The organism is Variovorax sp. RO1 (assembly GCF_002849325.1).
Classification (GTDB): domain Bacteria; phylum Pseudomonadota; class Gammaproteobacteria; order Burkholderiales; family Burkholderiaceae_C; genus Variovorax.
Window position 1 is genome coordinate 332,666 of the sequence record NZ_PKMT01000001.1, and the last position, 15,482, is coordinate 348,147.

Consider the following 15,482-nt stretch of genomic DNA (forward strand, 5'->3'; position numbering starts at 1 on the left):
AAGGGCTTGGAGTAAGCTGCCAGCACAAGAAAACCCAGCCAGGAGACCTCCCGCATGAGCAACGCCAGCAAACCCTTCGACTTCAGCCAGTTCGTCCCCGGATTCGACTTCCTGAAGAACCTCGCCGGCGGTGCCGCAGCGGGCTCAGGGTCGGTGCCCGGCATCCCCAGCCTCGCCAGCTGGGTCGCGCCCACCATGAGCGTCGAAGAGGTCGACAAGCGCATCCAGGAATTGAAGACGGTCCAGTACTGGCTCGAACAGAACGGCCACGCGCTCAAGGCGACCATCCAGGCGCTCGAGGTGCAGAAGATGACGCTGTCGACCCTGCGCGGCATGAACGTGCGGATGGAAGATATCGCCAGCGCGTTCACCAAACAGGCTGCGGCCATGGCGCCCGCGCCGGCCCCTGCCGCTGCAGCCCCCGCACCCCGGCCCGAACCGGAAGCCGTCGAGGAAGAGGAAGAAGAGTTCGACGAGGCCGAGGAAGACGAAGCAGAAGAAGAAACCCCGGCGCCGAAGAAGAAGTCGCGCGCCAGGTCTGCATCGTCCAACGGTGCAGCCGGCGGGGTCGACCCGATGCAATGGTGGGGCTCGCTCACCGAACAGTTCCAGCAGATCGCGAGCACGGCGCTGCAGGACGCAGCGCAGCTCAAGGTGCCGGCCATGGCGCAGCCGCTGGCCGACGCCGTGGAGCAGGCTATCGGCAAGGTGACGGCGGCGCGCAAGCCGGCCGCCAAGGCTGCTCCGAAGAAGACCGCACCCAAGAAAGCCGCGCCGGCACCCGCCGCGCGCAAGAAAACCACGTCCGCCGCCGCGCGCAAGCGAACCTCCGGCCGGCGCTGACGTCTTATAGCCACCTCTTCAGACGACGACGCACGGGTCGGTACGCACCATGAAACTGTTTCCCACCGGCCATGCCACCCACCCGCAATGGCGCATGGCCGCCGGCCTCGTGCTGGCCCAATTGCGCGCGCAGATGGCGCTGCCCGACTACGCGTCGAACCCGACGCTCGGGCTGCTCTACATCACCGACCACTACGCGAGCGAGGCGCAGGAGATCCTCGATCACCTGAGCGCCGAGCTGCCCGAGGTGACCGACTGGTCGGGCACCGTCGGCATCGGCGTGTCGGCCAACAACGCCGAGTATTTCGACGAGCCCGGCCTGAGCCTGATGCTGTGCGCGCTGCCGAGCGACCAGTACCGCGTGTTCTCGGGTGTGGCGCCGCTGGGCAGCTCTGAAATGAGCGGCTTCGAGGCACACACCGCGCTCGTGCATGCCGACCCGGCCACGCCCGACCTGGGCGAACTCATCGGCGAGATGGCGGGTCGCACCGACACCGGCTACCTGTTCGGCGGGCTCTCGTCCGGCCGCGGCGGGGCGCTGCAGTTCGCGGTCGGCGGCAACGGCAACATCCGCGGCCACGGCGCGGCGGGCGGTGTGTTCTCGGGCGGCTTGTCGGGCGTGGTGTTCGGCGAGGGCGTGCGGCTGGTGTCGCGCGTCACGCAGGGCTGCCAGCCGCTGCGCACCGGCGGCGCACGCGAGCGCGAGATCACCGAGGCCGACGGCAACCTGCTGCTGTCGCTCGACGGCGAGCCGGCGCTCGACGTGCTGCTGGCCGACCTGCAGGTGTCGCTCGACCGGCCGCAGGAAGCCATCGACGCCGTGCGCAACACGCTGGTCGGCCTGGCCGACGCGGGCAGCGACGGCCTGCGCCGCACCGGCGACCTGGGCGCCGACGTGCTGGTGCGCCACATCATCGGCCTCGACCCGACGCGCCGTGGCATCGCCATCGCCGACAACGCCGAGGCCGGCATGCGGCTGAGTTTCTGCCGCCGCAACGCGCAGGCGGCACGCGCCGACCTGATGCGCATCTGCGCCGAGATCCGCGAAGAACTCGAGCCCGAAGAACAGACGCTGGCCACCGCGCGCGCCGTGGCCGCCGGCGAGGCCGAAGCCGCGCCGCATCCGGCGCGGCGCATCGCGGGCGCGGTGTACGTGAGCTGCTCGGGGCGCGGCGGTCCGCACTTCGGTGCACCGGGCGCCGAGCTGCAGATCGTGCGGCATGCGCTGGGCGACGTGCCGCTGGTCGGCTTCTTCGCCGCCGGCGAAATTGCACGCCACCACCTGTATGGCTACACCGGCGTGCTGACGGTGTTCACTGCGCCGGACTGAGATCCGGCGCCGGTCGCGTTCAGGCTGGTTGCAACGCGCGCGGTGCGGGTGCCGGCATGCCGGCGAACGCGAAATCGACCTCGGGTGCGAGCCCGCTCACGATGCGCGCGATCGACTTGCCCGAGCCGCAGGCGTGCGTCCAGCCGAGCGTGCCGTGGCCCGTGTTGAGGAACAGGTTCGGCAGCTTGGTCTTGCCGATCAGCGGCACGTTGCTCGGCGTGGCCGGGCGCAGGCCGGTCCAGAACTGCGCGCGCTCGGTGTCGCCGGCGCCGGGGAAGAGTTCTTCGACGCGTCGCACGATCGCTTCGCAGCGCACGCGGTTCAGGTCGCGGTCGTAGCCGTTGAGTTCGGCCGTGCCGGCGATGCGCAGGCGGTCGCCCGACTCCGACGTGTAGCGCGAGAACACCAGCTTGTATTCGTCGTCGGTGAGCGAGACCTGGTGCGCCTTCGATGCGTCCTTCACGGGCAGCGTCACGGAGTAGCCCTTGGCCGGGTAAATCGGCAGGCGGATGCCCAGCGGCGCGGCGTACAGCGGGCTCAGCGAACCCATCGCGAGCACGAAGGCATCGCCGCGGATGCGCTGGAAGCGGCCTTCGTTGTCGGTCGCCTCGATGTGGTCGATGCTGCCACCGGCTTCGCGCAGCGCGGTCACGGTGTGGCTCATGAGGAACTTCACGCCGGCCGCTTCGGCCAGCTTCACGAGCTCGCGCGCGAAGCGGTTGGCATCGCCCGACTCGTCTTCTGCGGTGTACGTGGCGCCGGCGAGTTGCGGACGGATGTGGGCGAGGGCGGGTTCGATCCTGATGGCCTCGTCGGCCGAGATGACCAAGCGCTCGCAGCCCAGTGCACGCATCTGCTCGGAAGGCTTGAGGGCGCCGTCGAATTCCTTCTGCGTCGTATAGAAGTGCAGGATGCCTTGCGTGCGCTGGTCATAGCTCAGGCCGGTGTCTCGACGCAATTGCTGCAACATTTCCCGGCTGTATGTACCGAGACGCACGATCTGTTCGATGTTGTGGCGGGTGCGCGCGGGGGTGCATTCGCGCAAAAACTGCAGGCCCCAGAGCCATTGGCGCATGTCGGCGCGGATGCGGAAAAGCAGCGGCGCATCTTCCTTGCCGAGCCATTGCAGCACCTTCAGCGGCGCGCTCGGATTGGCCCACGGTTCGGCATGGCTGACCGAGATCTGGCCGCCGTTGGCGAAGCTGGTTTCGGCGGCCGGGGTGGCCTGCCGATCGATCACGGTCACCTCGTGGCCGAGTTGCTGGAGGTAGTAAGCCGAAGTCACGCCGAGCAGGCCGGCGCCAAGAACGATCACGCGCATTTCAAGTACCTTTGAGGTTGCAGCGCTTGAACGGCGGGCGTGGAGTGCTATTGAATAAATAGCAAGCAACCGGACGACCGATGTCCAAGTTGCCGCTCCCCCTGTCCTCGGTACCTGAGAGATTCACCCTGCTGCACCCGCAGCGGGTTTGCTCCTTCGGTGCGCCACGTGGCGTGGCGGCTCTCCAGACGGCTGTATCGATGAGTGCAGTACTGACCCCTTGCCGTTGTTCCTTGTTTGCACTTGGAACTTCGTCGGGCCGACCTGAGCGTTTATGGGAGTTTGCGCCTTCGGTAGGGCCTCCGTGGAGGCCCGCTCTCCTGCAATTGTTTGTGATTGTAGGCGGGCCCCGCAAGCCGGCCAAGCCCTGTACATCGGCACGTCACGCCGATGGGATAATTGACTGTTAATTTTCCGTAAAGCAAACTTTTTTCTACAGGCGGGGGACTTCATGATCCTGGTTACCGGCGGCGCAGGCTTCATTGGCGCCAATTTCGTGCTCGACTGGATCGCGCAGGGCGACGAGCCCGTCGTGAACCTCGACAAGCTGACCTACGCAGGCAACCTCGAGACCCTCGCATCGCTCAAGGGCAACGCGAACCACGTCTTCGTGCAAGGCGACATCGGTGACAGCGCACTGCTCGACCGCCTGCTGGCCGAGCACAAACCGCGGGCCGTCGTGAACTTTGCCGCGGAATCGCACGTCGATCGCTCCATCCACGGCCCCGAAGACTTCGTGCAGACCAACGTGCTCGGCACCTTTCGCCTGCTCGAATCCGTGCGCGGTTACTGGAACGCGCTTCCGGCCGACCAGAAGACGGCCTTCCGCTTCCTGCATGTGTCGACCGACGAGGTCTACGGCTCGCTCTCCAAGACCGACCCGGCCTTCACCGAAGAGAACAAGTACGAGCCCAACAGCCCGTACTCGGCCAGCAAGGCCGCCAGCGACCACCTCGTGCGCGCCTGGCACCACACCTACGGCCTGCCGGTGGTCACCACCAACTGCTCGAACAACTACGGCCCGTTCCACTTCCCCGAGAAGCTGATCCCGCTGATGATCGTCAACGCACTGGCCGGCAAGAACCTGCCCGTGTACGGCGACGGCATGCAGGTGCGCGACTGGCTCTACGTGAAGGACCACTGCAGCGCCATCCGCCGCGTGCTCGAAGCCGGCCGGCTCGGCGAGACCTACAACGTCGGCGGCTGGAACGAGAAGCCCAACATCGAGATCGTCAACACCGTGTGTGCGCTGCTCGACGAACTGAGCCCGCGCGCCGACGGCAAGCCGTACAAGGAACAGATCACCTACGTCACGGACCGCCCGGGCCACGACCGCCGCTACGCCATCGATGCACGCAAGCTCGAGGCCGAGCTTGGCTGGAAGCCCGCCGAGACCTTCGACACCGGCATCCGCAAGACCGTCGAGTGGTACCTCGCGAACGGCGAGTGGGTGCGCAACGTGCAAAGCGGCGCGTACCGCGAATGGGTCGAGAAGCAATACGACGCCACGACGGCGAAGGCCGCCGCATGAAGCTGTTGCTGCTTGGCAAGGGTGGACAGGTCGGCTGGGAGCTGCAGCGCAGCCTCGCGCCGCTCGGCGAACTGGTCGCGCTGGATTTCGACAGCACCGACTTCCACGCCGACTTCAGCCGTCCCGAGCAGCTGGCCGAGACGGTGCGGGCCGTGCGCCCTGACGTCATCGTCAATGCCGCCGCGCACACCGCCGTCGACAAGGCCGAGAGCGAGCCCGACTTTGCGCGCAAGCTCAACGCCACCTCGCCCGGCGTGGTGGCCGAGGCGGCGCAGCAGATCGGCGCGCTGATGGTGCATTACTCCACCGACTACGTCTTCGACGGCAGCGGCACCAAGCCCTGGAAAGAAGACGACGCGACCGGCCCGCTCAGCGTGTACGGCCAGACCAAGCTCGAAGGCGAGCAGCTGGTGGCCAAGCACTGCGCGAAGCACCTCATCTTTCGCACCAGCTGGGTGTATGCGGCACGCGGCGGCAACTTCGCCAAGACCATGCTGCGCCTGGCCAAGGAGCGCGACAAGCTGACCGTCATCGACGACCAGTTCGGCGCGCCGACCGGCGCTGAGCTGCTGGCCGACATCACTGCGCACGCCATCCGCGCCACGCTGCAAGACCCGGCCAAGGCCGGGCTGTACCACGCCATCGCCGGCGGCGAGACCAGCTGGCACGGCTACGCGCGCTTCGTGCTCGAGATGGCGCAGCAAGCCGGTGTCGAACTCAAGGCCGGCCCGGAGGCCGTGGAAGCCGTGCCCACCAGCGCCTTCCCGACGCCCGCGACGCGGCCGCACAACTCGCGGCTCGACACCTCCAAGCTGCAGACCACCTTCGGCCTGCGCCTGCCGCCATGGCAGGAAGGCGTGGCGCGCATGCTGCGCGAGACGCTCTGACGACCGACTGATTTTTCCGGCCCCCTACAGAAGAAGACCCCCATGACGCAACGCAAAGGCATCATCCTCGCCGGTGGCTCCGGCACCCGCCTGCACCCGGCCACGCTCGCCATGAGCAAGCAGCTCCTGCCGGTGTACGACAAGCCGATGATCTATTACCCGCTGAGCACGCTGATGCTCGGCGGCATGCGCGACATCCTGATCATCAGCACGCCGCAGGACACGCCGCGCTTTCAGCAGCTGTTGGGAGACGGCAGCCAGTGGGGCATGAACCTGCAGTACGCGGTGCAGCCGAGTCCCGATGGCCTGGCGCAGGCGTTCATCATCGGCGAGAAGTTCGTGGGCAATTCGCCGAGCGCGCTGGTGCTGGGGGACAACATCTTTTATGGGCATGACTTTGCCCATCTGCTGGGCGGAGCCGACGCGCAAGACGCAGGAGCCACTGTTTTCGCGTACCACGTGCACGATCCGGAGCGCTATGGCGTGGTCGCATTCGACGCGCAGGGCAAGGCCAGCAGCATCGAGGAAAAGCCGCTCAAGCCCAAGAGCAATTATGCGGTGACCGGCCTGTATTTCTACGACAACCAGGTCATCGACATCGCCAAGGCGGTGAAGCCGAGCCCGCGAGGCGAACTCGAGATCACGGCTGTCAATCAGGCGTACCTCGACCTCGGCCAGCTCAATGTGCAGATCATGCAGCGCGGCTACGCCTGGCTCGATACCGGCACGCATGAAAGCCTGCTCGAGGCGGGGCAGTTCATTGCGACGCTGGAGCATCGGCAGGGGCTCAAGATCGCGTGCCCCGAAGAGATCGCGTGGCGCCATGGGTTCATCGACAACGAGCAACTGGCCAAGCTTGCAGCACCATTGCAGAAGAATGGTTACGGCAAGTACCTCAGCCATTTGCTGGCCGAAGGTGTGCGCTCATGAAGGTCACGCAGACGGCCATTGCCGACGTGTTGCTGATCGAACCCAAGGTGTTCGGCGACGCCCGCGGGTTTTTCTTCGAGAGCTTCAATCAGAAGGCTTTTGACGAAGCCGTCGGCCAGCGCGTCGACTTCGTTCAGGACAACCACTCGCGCTCCACCAAGGGGGTCTTGCGAGGCCTTCACTACCAGGTGCAGCAACCACAGGGAAAACTGGTGCGCGTGGTTCGCGGTGCGGTGTTCGACGTGGCGGTGGACATCCGCCGGTCGTCTCCGACCTTCGGGCAATGGGTGGGCAGTGAACTGTCGGAAGACAACCATCGGCAGTTGTGGGTTCCGCCGGGTCTGGCGCACGGCTTCCTGGTGCTCAGCGAGTCGGCTGATTTTCTGTACAAGACGACGGACTACTACGCGCCGGCGCACGAGCGCTGCATTGCCTGGAACGACCCCACGTTGGCGATCGAGTGGCCTGACACGGGCATCGCGCCGAAGCTGTCCGCCAAGGACGCTGCAGCGCCGACCTTTCTGAGCGCCGAAATTCCCGGCTGAACACAGGTCGACCAGCAGCCGGTTTGCGGCGTTTTCTTCAGAGCCCTTCCCACGCGGGCCATCTCAAAAATATTCCAATTCCAGATGAGACAACTTGCTGACTTCAACGGGCTGGTCGCGTACGGGTGCCTGTGCAAGGGGATCACCATCGGCCGTCGGGACGACATGAGGGCCGCGCAGCCGTGAAAAGTTCGCCTGCCATCAATGAAAAGAAAGAGAGCTTGCTGGACGCCGCCAAAGGGGCGCTTCGCAAGCGGCTGCCGCGCAAGACGCCGCAGCTGGCGGAGCTTTTCGACGCGGCTTGGTACCTCAAGGGGCTGCCGGACCGTGCACTGATTGCCAACCCGTGGGAGCACTATCTGGGGGGGGGATTCCTGAGAGGGAATCCCAATCCCATGTTTGATACCACCTGGTACCTGGATCGCCATCCCGAATTGCGTGCGGCGGAAAAGAACCCGCTGGCTCACTATCTCGAAATTGGGGAGCGCACCGGGGATGCGCCCAGCGTGAGATTCGATCCGCAGTGGTATCTGGATGAATACCCCGACGTTGCTGCCACGCAATTGAGCCCACTGCTGCACTATTTGAAATTCGGTGCGGCCGAGGGGCGTTTGCCGGCACGACTGGCGCATTTCGATTCTGTTTCCGCCTTGTCCGAATTTCTGGGAGCGTTGGCGCCTTCCTATGCGGCTCGGCCTTGCTCGGTCGATTTGCCCGTGGGCTCGGTGTTTTCCTTGGCGTCTCGGACTGGTGACGTGGGACGGATTCTTCACCGCGTTGCGCCCGGGTTTTGCGAGGGCCTCGATGGCCCCCCGGATTATCCGAAGGTCGGATTTGTTGCCGAAATCAATGACGCGACGGCCATTGCCGGCACCCGCTATCTGATTGGGCCGACGGATTTCGTGCTGCATGACGAAAACGCCCATTTTCTGTGCAGGGAGGGCGCCGCCATCAAATATGGAAAGGCGAAGCGCTCATCGACACCTGGGCATCTGCACATCGAGGTGAACGCGCGGCAGGCCGCTTGGATAGAGCGCGGATTTCACATCATGCATGAGTATGAAAATAATTACTTTCATTTCATTGCAGAAACGCTTCCAAGAATGCTGCTGGCGGAAGAGGCTGGTGTGCCTTTGGATGTGCCTTTTCTTTGCACAGAAGGCCTTCACCCCAACATCGCGAAGCTGCTTGAACTGGCCAATCTCGATCAACGCCCGGTCATTCTGCTGGAGTCGGGGACCTTGTATCGCGCGAAGCAGATGTACTATCCCTCTGATATGACTTCGGTTGTGGATGCCTATCACGGTGGTGAAATGGCTCGCCAGACGGGGCTCGATGTCAATCGAATTCGTGCGGGCGTGGAAAGATGCCAACGCGCTTTTGCGACGAAAGATCTTTCGCGAGGGCGAAAGATCTTTGCCGCACGCAATGGAAGTTATCGAAAGCTTTTGAATCAGCGAGAAATAGAATCCCGCGTCGAGAAACTCGGATTCGAGGTGGTGCACACCGATGAATTGGATCTTGAGGCGCAAATCCGGGCCTTCCAAGACGCTGAAGTGATTGTGGGGCCTACCGGGGCGCAGATGACCAACATGGTCTGGTGCAAGCCTGGAGTGAAAGTGATCGTTCTTGCTTCCGATCATCCCAGTCATCAGCTCTATTTCTGGGAACTCCTCGGTCGGGTTTCCGGCGCAGAGGTAAGAATTGTTCAGGGGCCGCGCGCGTATGTGCGAGATGACATTTACAGCGTACACGATGACTACCATGTCGATGAAGATGCAGTGATTGCTGCAATTTCCGACGAGGAATAAAAGAGCAAAGGGACTGCCGATGAAAGAAACCAAAACTCCTGAATTTTCGCTCGACAGCGCTGTAGAAATACTTGACCTGGAGCGTTTGACCGATCCGCGGGGAAATTTGACGTTCATCGAAGGGGGGCGTCACATTCCTTTTGATGTTCAGCGGGTCTATTATTTGTATGACGTTCCCGCGGGCGAAGCCCGGGGTGGGCATGCACATCATCAATTGCAGCAATTGATCATTGCTGTTGCGGGTAGTTTTGACGTCGTTCTCGACAATGGGTACGAAAGAAGAACAGTCACCTGCAACAGGCCATTCCAAGGGATTTTCATGAAATCCTTGGTGTGGCGAGAGTTGAACAATTTTTCTTCTGGTGCCGTCTGTCTGGTTCTTGCCTCGATGAGATACGAAGAATCCGACTACATCAGAAACTACGAAGAATTCATTTCTGTGGCGCGAAAAGGTAAATAAATGACCCCATTTTTTGATATTCATGCCGGCCATGCCGAGTTGGCCGACGATTTCCAGCAGGCCTTTTCGAGGGTCATGAACAGTGGCCACGTCATCATGGGCCCCGAGGTCGCGGCCTTCGAAAAGGAGTTTGCGGCCTACTGCGGCGTCAAGCACTGCATCGGCGTGGGCAACGGGCTCGATGCGCTGGCGCTGACTCTGCGCGCGCGGGGCATCAAGGCAGGCGACGAGGTCCTCGTTCCTTCCCAGACGTTCATCGCATCGTGGCTGGGGGTTTCGATGGTCGGCGCTACGCCGGTTCCGGTCGAAATCGATCCGGCGACCTACCTGATGGACCCGGCCCGGATCAAGGAGAAGTTGACGAGCAAGACCAAGGCCATCATGCCGGTGCACCTGTACGGCCTGCCTGCAGCGATGGATGCGATCAACGCGATTGCGCGACCGCTCGGACTTTTTGTCCTGGAGGATGCGGCCCAGGCGCACGGTTCGACCCACAACGGCAAGCGCGCAGGCTCGCTCGGCGACGCGGCTGCGTTCAGCTTCTACCCGACGAAGAATCTCGGTGCGATGGGCGACGCGGGCGCCGTGGTGACCGACAACGACGAACTGGCGGCCAACCTGCGCATGCTGCGCAACTACGGCTCCAGCCAGAAGTACGTGCACGAGGTTGCCGGCGTGAACTCCCGCCTCGACGAATTGCAGGCCGCGCTGCTGCGCGCGAAGCTGGGCCGCCTCGACGCATGGAACGACCAGCGCCGCGCGCTGGCCGCAAGGTATTCGCAAGGGCTGGAAGGTGTGGGCGACCTTCGCACGCCGTTCGTGCCCGCGGACAGCACGCACGTTTTCCACCTGTACGTGGTCAGCACGGGACGCCGTGCCGAACTGTCGGCCTACCTGACGGCACAGGGCGTCCAGACGCTCGTGCACTACCCCATTGCACCGCACATGCAGGGCGCTTACGCCGAGCTTGGGTTGCCGGCCGACAGCCTGCCGCTGGCGACCGCCGCGGCGAACGAGACCTTGTCGCTTCCCATCTGGCCGCAAATGAAGCCGGAGCAGGTGGATGCCGTGGTTGGACATATCCGCAAGTTCTTCTCCTGACAGGGCGCGTTGCATGTCGTCGGCGCTGGTCACTGTCGTCATCCCCATCTTCAACCAGGTGAAGTTCGTCGTTGAAACGGTGGACAGCGCCCTGAGGCAAACCCATCGGAATCTTCAGGTGGTTGTTGTGGACGACGGTTCGACCGATGGCGGAGCCGAACTGCTGGCCACCGAATTCGGCAACCGGATCGTTCTGCTGCACCAAAAAAATGGCGGACCCTCGTCGGCCATCAACAAGGGACTTGCGGCGGCCGATGGGGCGTTCATTGCGCTTCTGGGGGGCGACGATGTGTGCGTCGAGGACCGCATCGACATCCAACTGGAACTCCTGCAGGCCACGTCGAACGACATCGTGTTCTCGAAGCCGTTCCTCATCGACGCAGAAGGGGGGCCCTTGGCCGACGAGTCGTTTCCGGTGTTCTTCGACGAGCGGCCTGTACAGCCGCTGCTGCGCACCTTGTTGCTGGAAGGCAATTTCCTGTGCGCGCCGACCGCGTTCATGCGTCGCGAGGCGGTTCGGAAAACCGGGAGTTTCCGCCCCGGCCTCATCCAGTTGCAGGACTACGACTATTGGCTGCGCGCCGCGGCCTCCGGATTGAAGCTCGCAGAGGCAGGGCCGCGTGTCGTTCGCTATCGCCGGCATTCGGCCAACCTCTCGTCGACGCGCGCAAACTTTGCGTCGACGGCGGAGTCCATCCCGATCTTCAGGTCGCTGCTGGATACCGGGGCGCCGGCAGAGCTTCGGCGCGCGTTTCCCAGCCTCTTCGAACCGGTGGCCAACCCTGACACGCCATTGACCTCGTTCGACAAGGCTCTCTTTCTCCTGTCTCATCCCCGGGAAGAAATACGCATGATGGGGGTGGAACATCTCGTGACCTTGGCGGAAGACCCTGCTTTTCTGGCCAAGGCCGAGCGTTTCGGCCTCAACCTCACCCGATTCGCCCTGAACGCTGTGTGAGGGGAGCGATGCTGAAGAAAACCGCCGTGACCGAGGATGAACGATCGGCCTGAAGGCGCCGAAGCAGTCTTCAACGTGCTCGCACGGATTGACGGGTTTCTCCGGTGATCGCCGGGCTCCCCAACGCAGGAACAATCTCATCTCATGCTGTCCAGAATCATTCGAAGGCTGACGGGCCGATCCCCCTCAGCGGTGGATGCACGCCAACCTCTCGGTCCGGCGCCTGTCGCAGCGCCTCCTGAGGCTGTGCGGAAGGTCGACATCTACGCCGAACACGCCAAGTGGATGGCGCTGGCCGGAGAGCGGCGATTCGACGAGGCCATCAGCCTTTGTCGCGCCGTGATCGACGTGCCGGAATCGAATTTCGTGGCGTCGCTTTTCCTGGGGCATGCCTACGCCCAGATGCAGCAGCACGCGGATGCACGGGAGTACCTCCGTGCCGCAGTCGCCTTGAATGGCAACGACTACTACGCCAACCTGTTGCTTGCGCACACCGAGGGCGCCATGGGTCATTCCGGGGAGGCGGTGTCCCTGTACATGAGATGTTGCGAGCTGCCCGCAGAGTCGATCGTCGAGCCGTTCGAGGCCGCGATGAAGATGGCGATGGCGCGAGGAGACCGCGACGAAGGCGCTGCACTCTCCCGGCTCTTCGACATGTTGTACGCCAATGACAAGCTGCCATTGCCACTGGCCTTGAAGTTCCTGTTCTTCTGGCGCCGGGATGCCGATCTGGCGCGCATGCTCGAGCAAATGGAGGGGGCCGACGAGGGGCAAAGGCCGTCGTTCAGGCGCATTCGTTCCGCGAAGGACTGGGCGCTCGAAAACCGGGAGGGCTACCAGAGCCTGGGAGCGCCGCCTTCGATACGCCTCGTCGCACCGACCGAGGTCTACGCGAGCGACCCGCACGAACAGCACGTGCTCGCCAGCCAGCCCTATCTCGCCGAACTGCGCAATGCGCGGATCGTCAGCGCGTCCAGTCTGGTCTATGTGGGCGATGACTGCGTGGTGTCCGATGTGTTGGCAGACGAGCTGTATGGAAACCAGGTCAGCCTGGCGTACGACAAGACCGTGCTGGCACAGCGGTCGGATGCGTTGCTGTTGGCACCCATCGGCACCACCGCGCATCTCGACGAGGGGATCATGTTGTCCGGCCTCGCGAGCAATGCGTATGGCCATTGGTTCGCCGAGTTTCTCCCGAAGCTTCGCCATTTCGAGAAGCTTCCGCGCTTCTCGAGCCTGCCGATCATCGTTGATGCCGAGATGCCTGCATCTCATTTCGACTTCATCGCCGCGCTGGTCGGAAACCCGCTGTATCGCCTGGAGACCGGGCACGCGCTGAACGTCGGATGCCTTCATGTGGCGCCGACGACGACTTTCTTTCCGGTCGAGCTGTTTCGCGACCATACGGTCCCCCCGGAGCACCAGGCGTCATGGTCTGCGGAGTCGATGCAGTACATCAAGGACAAGATGGCAGCGCGGTATCCGCTGCCCGCCCAGCGTTCACGCAGGCTGTTCCTGTCGCGAAAGAACAGCGCCTGGCGGCTGTTGCGCAACGAAGCAGAAATCATCGAGCGGCTGCAGGACCTGGGCTTCGAGTCCATCTTCCTGGAGGAGTACGACTTCGCGCACCAGGTGCGGACCTTCGGCGAAGCCGAGTTCATCGTCGCGCCCAACGGCTCCGCGCTCAACAGCCTTATCTTCGCGGCCACCAATGTGAAGGCGTTGATCCTGGGCCAGCAGAACAGCTTCAACTGGGGCGGCTGGCTGGGCCCCATCCTTGATCTCGGCTTCAAGCCCGAGTTCATGGAAGGTGAAGCCACCGAAAGTACCAGCTTCAAGCATTCCGACTATGTCGTCCCGGCGGACAGGGTGCGCGCGAAAGTGCTCGCCATGCTGGGCTCCTGAGGTTCAAAAGAAGAAACGCCCATGACCAAGCCTGTGTACGTGACCCAGCCCTACCTGCCACCGCTGGACGAGTTCCTGCCCTACCTGCAACAGATCTGGGACAACAAGATCCTCACCAACGGTGGGCCGTTTCACCAGCAGTTGGAGAAGGCGCTGTGCGAGTACCTGGGCGTGGAGCACATCGCGCTCTTCACCAACGGCACGATCGCACTGGTCACTGCGCTCCAGTCGATGCGCATCACGGGCGAGGTCATCACCACGCCGTACTCGTTCGTGGCCACTTCGCACTCGCTGTTGTGGAACGGCATCAAGCCCGTCTTCGCAGACGTCGACCCGCGCACGTTGAATCTCGATCCGGCGCGCATCGAGGCGCTCATCACGCCGCAGACGACGGCGATCATGCCGGTGCATTGCTACGGCCATCCCTGCGACACCCAGGCCATTCAGACGATCGCCGACACCTACAACCTGCGCGTGATCTATGACGCGGCGCATGCCTTCGGCGTGCAGGACGAGGGCGGCAGCATCCTGAGGCACGGCGACATGTCGGTGCTGAGCTTTCACGCAACCAAGGTCTTCAACACTTTCGAGGGCGGCGCGATCGTCTGCAAGGACGCGACCACCAAGACGCGCATCGACCAGCTCAAGAACTTTGGCCATGTGGGCGAAGTCACCGTGGTGGCACCCGGCATCAACGGCAAGATGAGTGAATTCAATGCCGCGCTGGGCCTGCTGCAGTTGAAGCACCTGCACACCGCGCTGGATCTGCGTCGGGCCATCGACGGCGCCTACCGGCGCTTGCTCGCCGGCGTACCGGGCATCGTGTGCCTTCCCGATGCCGGCGAATCGGTGGCCAACTTTGCGTACTTCCCGATCCTCGTGGGGCCGGAGTACCGCCTGTCGCGTGACGAGCTCTATGCCCAACTGAAGGCGCACGAGATCCACCCGCGCCGCTACTTCTATCCGCTGATCTCCGAGTTCCCGATGTACCGCGGTCTCCCAACGGCCAGTCGCGACCAACTGCCGAACGCGAGCCGCGCGGCGGACCGCATCCTCTGCCTGCCGATCTATCCCGACCTGGGCTTCGACCAGGTCGAACGCATCGTTGACCTGATCGCGACGCTGTGAGCGCGTCCAAAGAACGGAGGGAGGCACGATGAAGGTCGGGATCATGCAGCCGTACTTCCTGCCGTACATCGGCTACTTCCAGCTGATCGCGGCGGTGGACCTGTTCGTGGTGTACGACAACATCAAGTACACGAAGAAGGGCTGGATCAATCGCAACCGGCTGCTGCAGGGGGGCGCGGATGCCGTCTTCTCGCTGCCGCTGAAGAAGGACTCTGATGCGCTGGACGTCGTCGAGCGCGAGCTGGCCACAGACTTCAACCGGCAGAAGCTGCTGAACCAGTTCATTGGCGCGTACCGGTCCGCGCCGTACTTCGAGCCCTGCATCGAGCTCTTGCGATCGCTCGTCATGAACGAGGAGACGAACCTCTTTCGCTACATCCACGGCTCGATCGTCCAGACCTGCAAATACCTCGGCATCACGACGCCCATCGAGATTTCTTCAGGCGTGCCGGCCGATCATGCGTGGAAGGGTGAAGACCGTGTGCTCGCCATCTGCGCGGCCTGCCATGCCGACACCTACATCAACACCATCGGCGGCCTGGAGCTGTACTCGCGCGAGCGTTTCGCCCAGGAGGGCATTGCGCTGCAGTTCATCCGGTCCCTGCCTATCGAGTACCGGCAGTTCGGCAAGGACCCGTTCGTGCCGTGGCTGTCGATGGTCGACGTCATGATGTTCAATCCAGCCAACGAGATCAGAGACTCGTTGCTGCCGAAATTCGAATTGATCTGAAT

14 protein-coding genes and 2 riboswitches are annotated in these 15,482 nt (G+C 63.4%); of the genes, 13 read left to right on the plus strand and 1 reads right to left on the minus strand.

Going from position 1 to position 15,482, the window contains the following annotated elements:
* Positions 1 to 54 precede the first annotated feature (54 nt).
* Both CY658_RS01480 and CY658_RS01485 read left to right on the plus strand, forming a co-directional pair.
* Positions 55 to 843 carry a PhaM family polyhydroxyalkanoate granule multifunctional regulatory protein gene (locus CY658_RS01480; protein WP_101488544.1) on the plus strand — a complete coding sequence of 263 codons (789 nt, stop codon included), beginning with the start codon at positions 55 to 57 and terminating at the stop codon, positions 841 to 843.
* 49 nt (positions 844 to 892) lie between these two features.
* Positions 893 to 2,173, plus strand: coding sequence for an FIST signal transduction protein (locus tag CY658_RS01485; RefSeq protein ID WP_101488545.1), 1,281 nt, complete (start codon positions 893 to 895; stop codon positions 2,171 to 2,173).
* Between the two features lie 19 nt (positions 2,174 to 2,192).
* Here CY658_RS01485 and CY658_RS01490 read toward each other — a convergent pair whose 3' ends face one another.
* Positions 2,193 to 3,494, minus strand: a complete 1,302-nt coding sequence (locus tag CY658_RS01490) for a D-amino acid dehydrogenase (RefSeq protein WP_101488546.1) — start codon at positions 3,492 to 3,494, stop codon at positions 2,193 to 2,195.
* A gap of 91 nt (positions 3,495 to 3,585) precedes the next feature.
* A riboswitch (glycine riboswitch) is annotated at positions 3,586 to 3,692 on the minus strand.
* A 44-nt stretch (positions 3,693 to 3,736) separates the two neighbouring features.
* A riboswitch (glycine riboswitch) is annotated at positions 3,737 to 3,827 on the minus strand.
* 118 nt (positions 3,828 to 3,945) lie between these two features.
* On the opposite strand from CY658_RS01490, the gene rfbB reads away from it, so the two are divergent.
* From rfbB to CY658_RS01545, 11 genes are all read left to right on the plus strand, one after another.
* Entirely contained in the window at positions 3,946 to 5,025 is a 1,080-nt protein-coding gene (gene rfbB / locus CY658_RS01495; protein WP_101488547.1) for a dTDP-glucose 4,6-dehydratase, read from the plus strand.
* Entirely contained in the window at positions 5,022 to 5,912 is an 891-nt protein-coding gene (gene rfbD / locus CY658_RS01500) for a dTDP-4-dehydrorhamnose reductase (protein WP_101488548.1), read from the plus strand. The genes rfbB and rfbD overlap by 4 nt, the downstream gene beginning before the upstream one ends.
* A gap of 42 nt (positions 5,913 to 5,954) precedes the next feature.
* Positions 5,955 to 6,842 (plus strand): glucose-1-phosphate thymidylyltransferase RfbA, encoded by an 888-nt coding sequence (gene rfbA / locus CY658_RS01505; RefSeq protein ID WP_101488549.1) that lies wholly within the window; start codon positions 5,955 to 5,957, stop codon positions 6,840 to 6,842.
* Positions 6,839 to 7,387, plus strand: coding sequence for a dTDP-4-dehydrorhamnose 3,5-epimerase (gene rfbC, locus CY658_RS01510; protein ID WP_070060261.1), 549 nt, complete (start codon positions 6,839 to 6,841; stop codon positions 7,385 to 7,387). The genes rfbA and rfbC overlap by 4 nt, the downstream gene beginning before the upstream one ends.
* A gap of 182 nt (positions 7,388 to 7,569) precedes the next feature.
* The gene (locus tag CY658_RS01515; RefSeq protein WP_143713521.1) at positions 7,570 to 9,198 is read left to right on the plus strand and encodes a glycosyltransferase family 61 protein; all 1,629 of its coding nucleotides are present in this window, start codon (positions 7,570 to 7,572) and stop codon (positions 9,196 to 9,198) included.
* A 19-nt stretch (positions 9,199 to 9,217) separates the two neighbouring features.
* Positions 9,218 to 9,658, plus strand: coding sequence for a sugar 3,4-ketoisomerase (locus CY658_RS01520; protein WP_101488551.1), 441 nt, complete (start codon positions 9,218 to 9,220; stop codon positions 9,656 to 9,658).
* Positions 9,659 to 10,759 carry a DegT/DnrJ/EryC1/StrS family aminotransferase gene (locus CY658_RS01525; RefSeq protein WP_101488552.1) on the plus strand — a complete coding sequence of 367 codons (1,101 nt, stop codon included), beginning with the start codon at positions 9,659 to 9,661 and terminating at the stop codon, positions 10,757 to 10,759. It begins immediately after the preceding gene.
* Between the two features lie 13 nt (positions 10,760 to 10,772).
* Positions 10,773 to 11,717 carry a glycosyltransferase family 2 protein gene (locus CY658_RS01530; RefSeq protein ID WP_180838829.1) on the plus strand — a complete coding sequence of 315 codons (945 nt, stop codon included), beginning with the start codon at positions 10,773 to 10,775 and terminating at the stop codon, positions 11,715 to 11,717.
* A 144-nt stretch (positions 11,718 to 11,861) separates the two neighbouring features.
* Positions 11,862 to 13,622, plus strand: coding sequence for a glycosyltransferase 61 family protein (locus CY658_RS01535; RefSeq protein ID WP_101488554.1), 1,761 nt, complete (start codon positions 11,862 to 11,864; stop codon positions 13,620 to 13,622).
* A 21-nt stretch (positions 13,623 to 13,643) separates the two neighbouring features.
* A complete protein-coding gene (locus tag CY658_RS01540; protein WP_101488555.1) occupies positions 13,644 to 14,750 on the plus strand; it encodes a DegT/DnrJ/EryC1/StrS family aminotransferase in 1,107 nt (368 codons plus the stop codon).
* Positions 14,751 to 14,778: 28 nt separating this feature from the next.
* The gene (locus CY658_RS01545) at positions 14,779 to 15,480 is read left to right on the plus strand and encodes a WbqC family protein (RefSeq protein WP_101488556.1); all 702 of its coding nucleotides are present in this window, start codon (positions 14,779 to 14,781) and stop codon (positions 15,478 to 15,480) included.
* Positions 15,481 to 15,482: the final 2 nt, after the last annotated feature.

Coding starts and splice junctions, on each gene's coding strand:
- CY658_RS01480 (WP_101488544.1), top strand. CDS start 55: ATGAGCAACGCCAGCAAACCCTTCGACTTCAGCCAGTTCGTCCCCGGA.
- CY658_RS01485 (WP_101488545.1), top strand. CDS start 893: ATGAAACTGTTTCCCACCGGCCATGCCACCCACCCGCAATGGCGCATG.
- CY658_RS01490 (WP_101488546.1), bottom strand. CDS start 3,494: ATGCGCGTGATCGTTCTTGGCGCCGGCCTGCTCGGCGTGACTTCGGCT.
- rfbB (WP_101488547.1), top strand. CDS start 3,946: ATGATCCTGGTTACCGGCGGCGCAGGCTTCATTGGCGCCAATTTCGTG.
- rfbD (WP_101488548.1), top strand. CDS start 5,022: ATGAAGCTGTTGCTGCTTGGCAAGGGTGGACAGGTCGGCTGGGAGCTG.
- rfbA (WP_101488549.1), top strand. CDS start 5,955: ATGACGCAACGCAAAGGCATCATCCTCGCCGGTGGCTCCGGCACCCGC.
- rfbC (WP_070060261.1), top strand. CDS start 6,839: ATGAAGGTCACGCAGACGGCCATTGCCGACGTGTTGCTGATCGAACCC.
- CY658_RS01520 (WP_101488551.1), top strand. CDS start 9,218: ATGAAAGAAACCAAAACTCCTGAATTTTCGCTCGACAGCGCTGTAGAA.
- CY658_RS01525 (WP_101488552.1), top strand. CDS start 9,659: ATGACCCCATTTTTTGATATTCATGCCGGCCATGCCGAGTTGGCCGAC.
- CY658_RS01530 (WP_180838829.1), top strand. CDS start 10,773: ATGTCGTCGGCGCTGGTCACTGTCGTCATCCCCATCTTCAACCAGGTG.
- CY658_RS01535 (WP_101488554.1), top strand. CDS start 11,862: ATGCTGTCCAGAATCATTCGAAGGCTGACGGGCCGATCCCCCTCAGCG.
- CY658_RS01540 (WP_101488555.1), top strand. CDS start 13,644: ATGACCAAGCCTGTGTACGTGACCCAGCCCTACCTGCCACCGCTGGAC.
- CY658_RS01545 (WP_101488556.1), top strand. CDS start 14,779: ATGAAGGTCGGGATCATGCAGCCGTACTTCCTGCCGTACATCGGCTAC.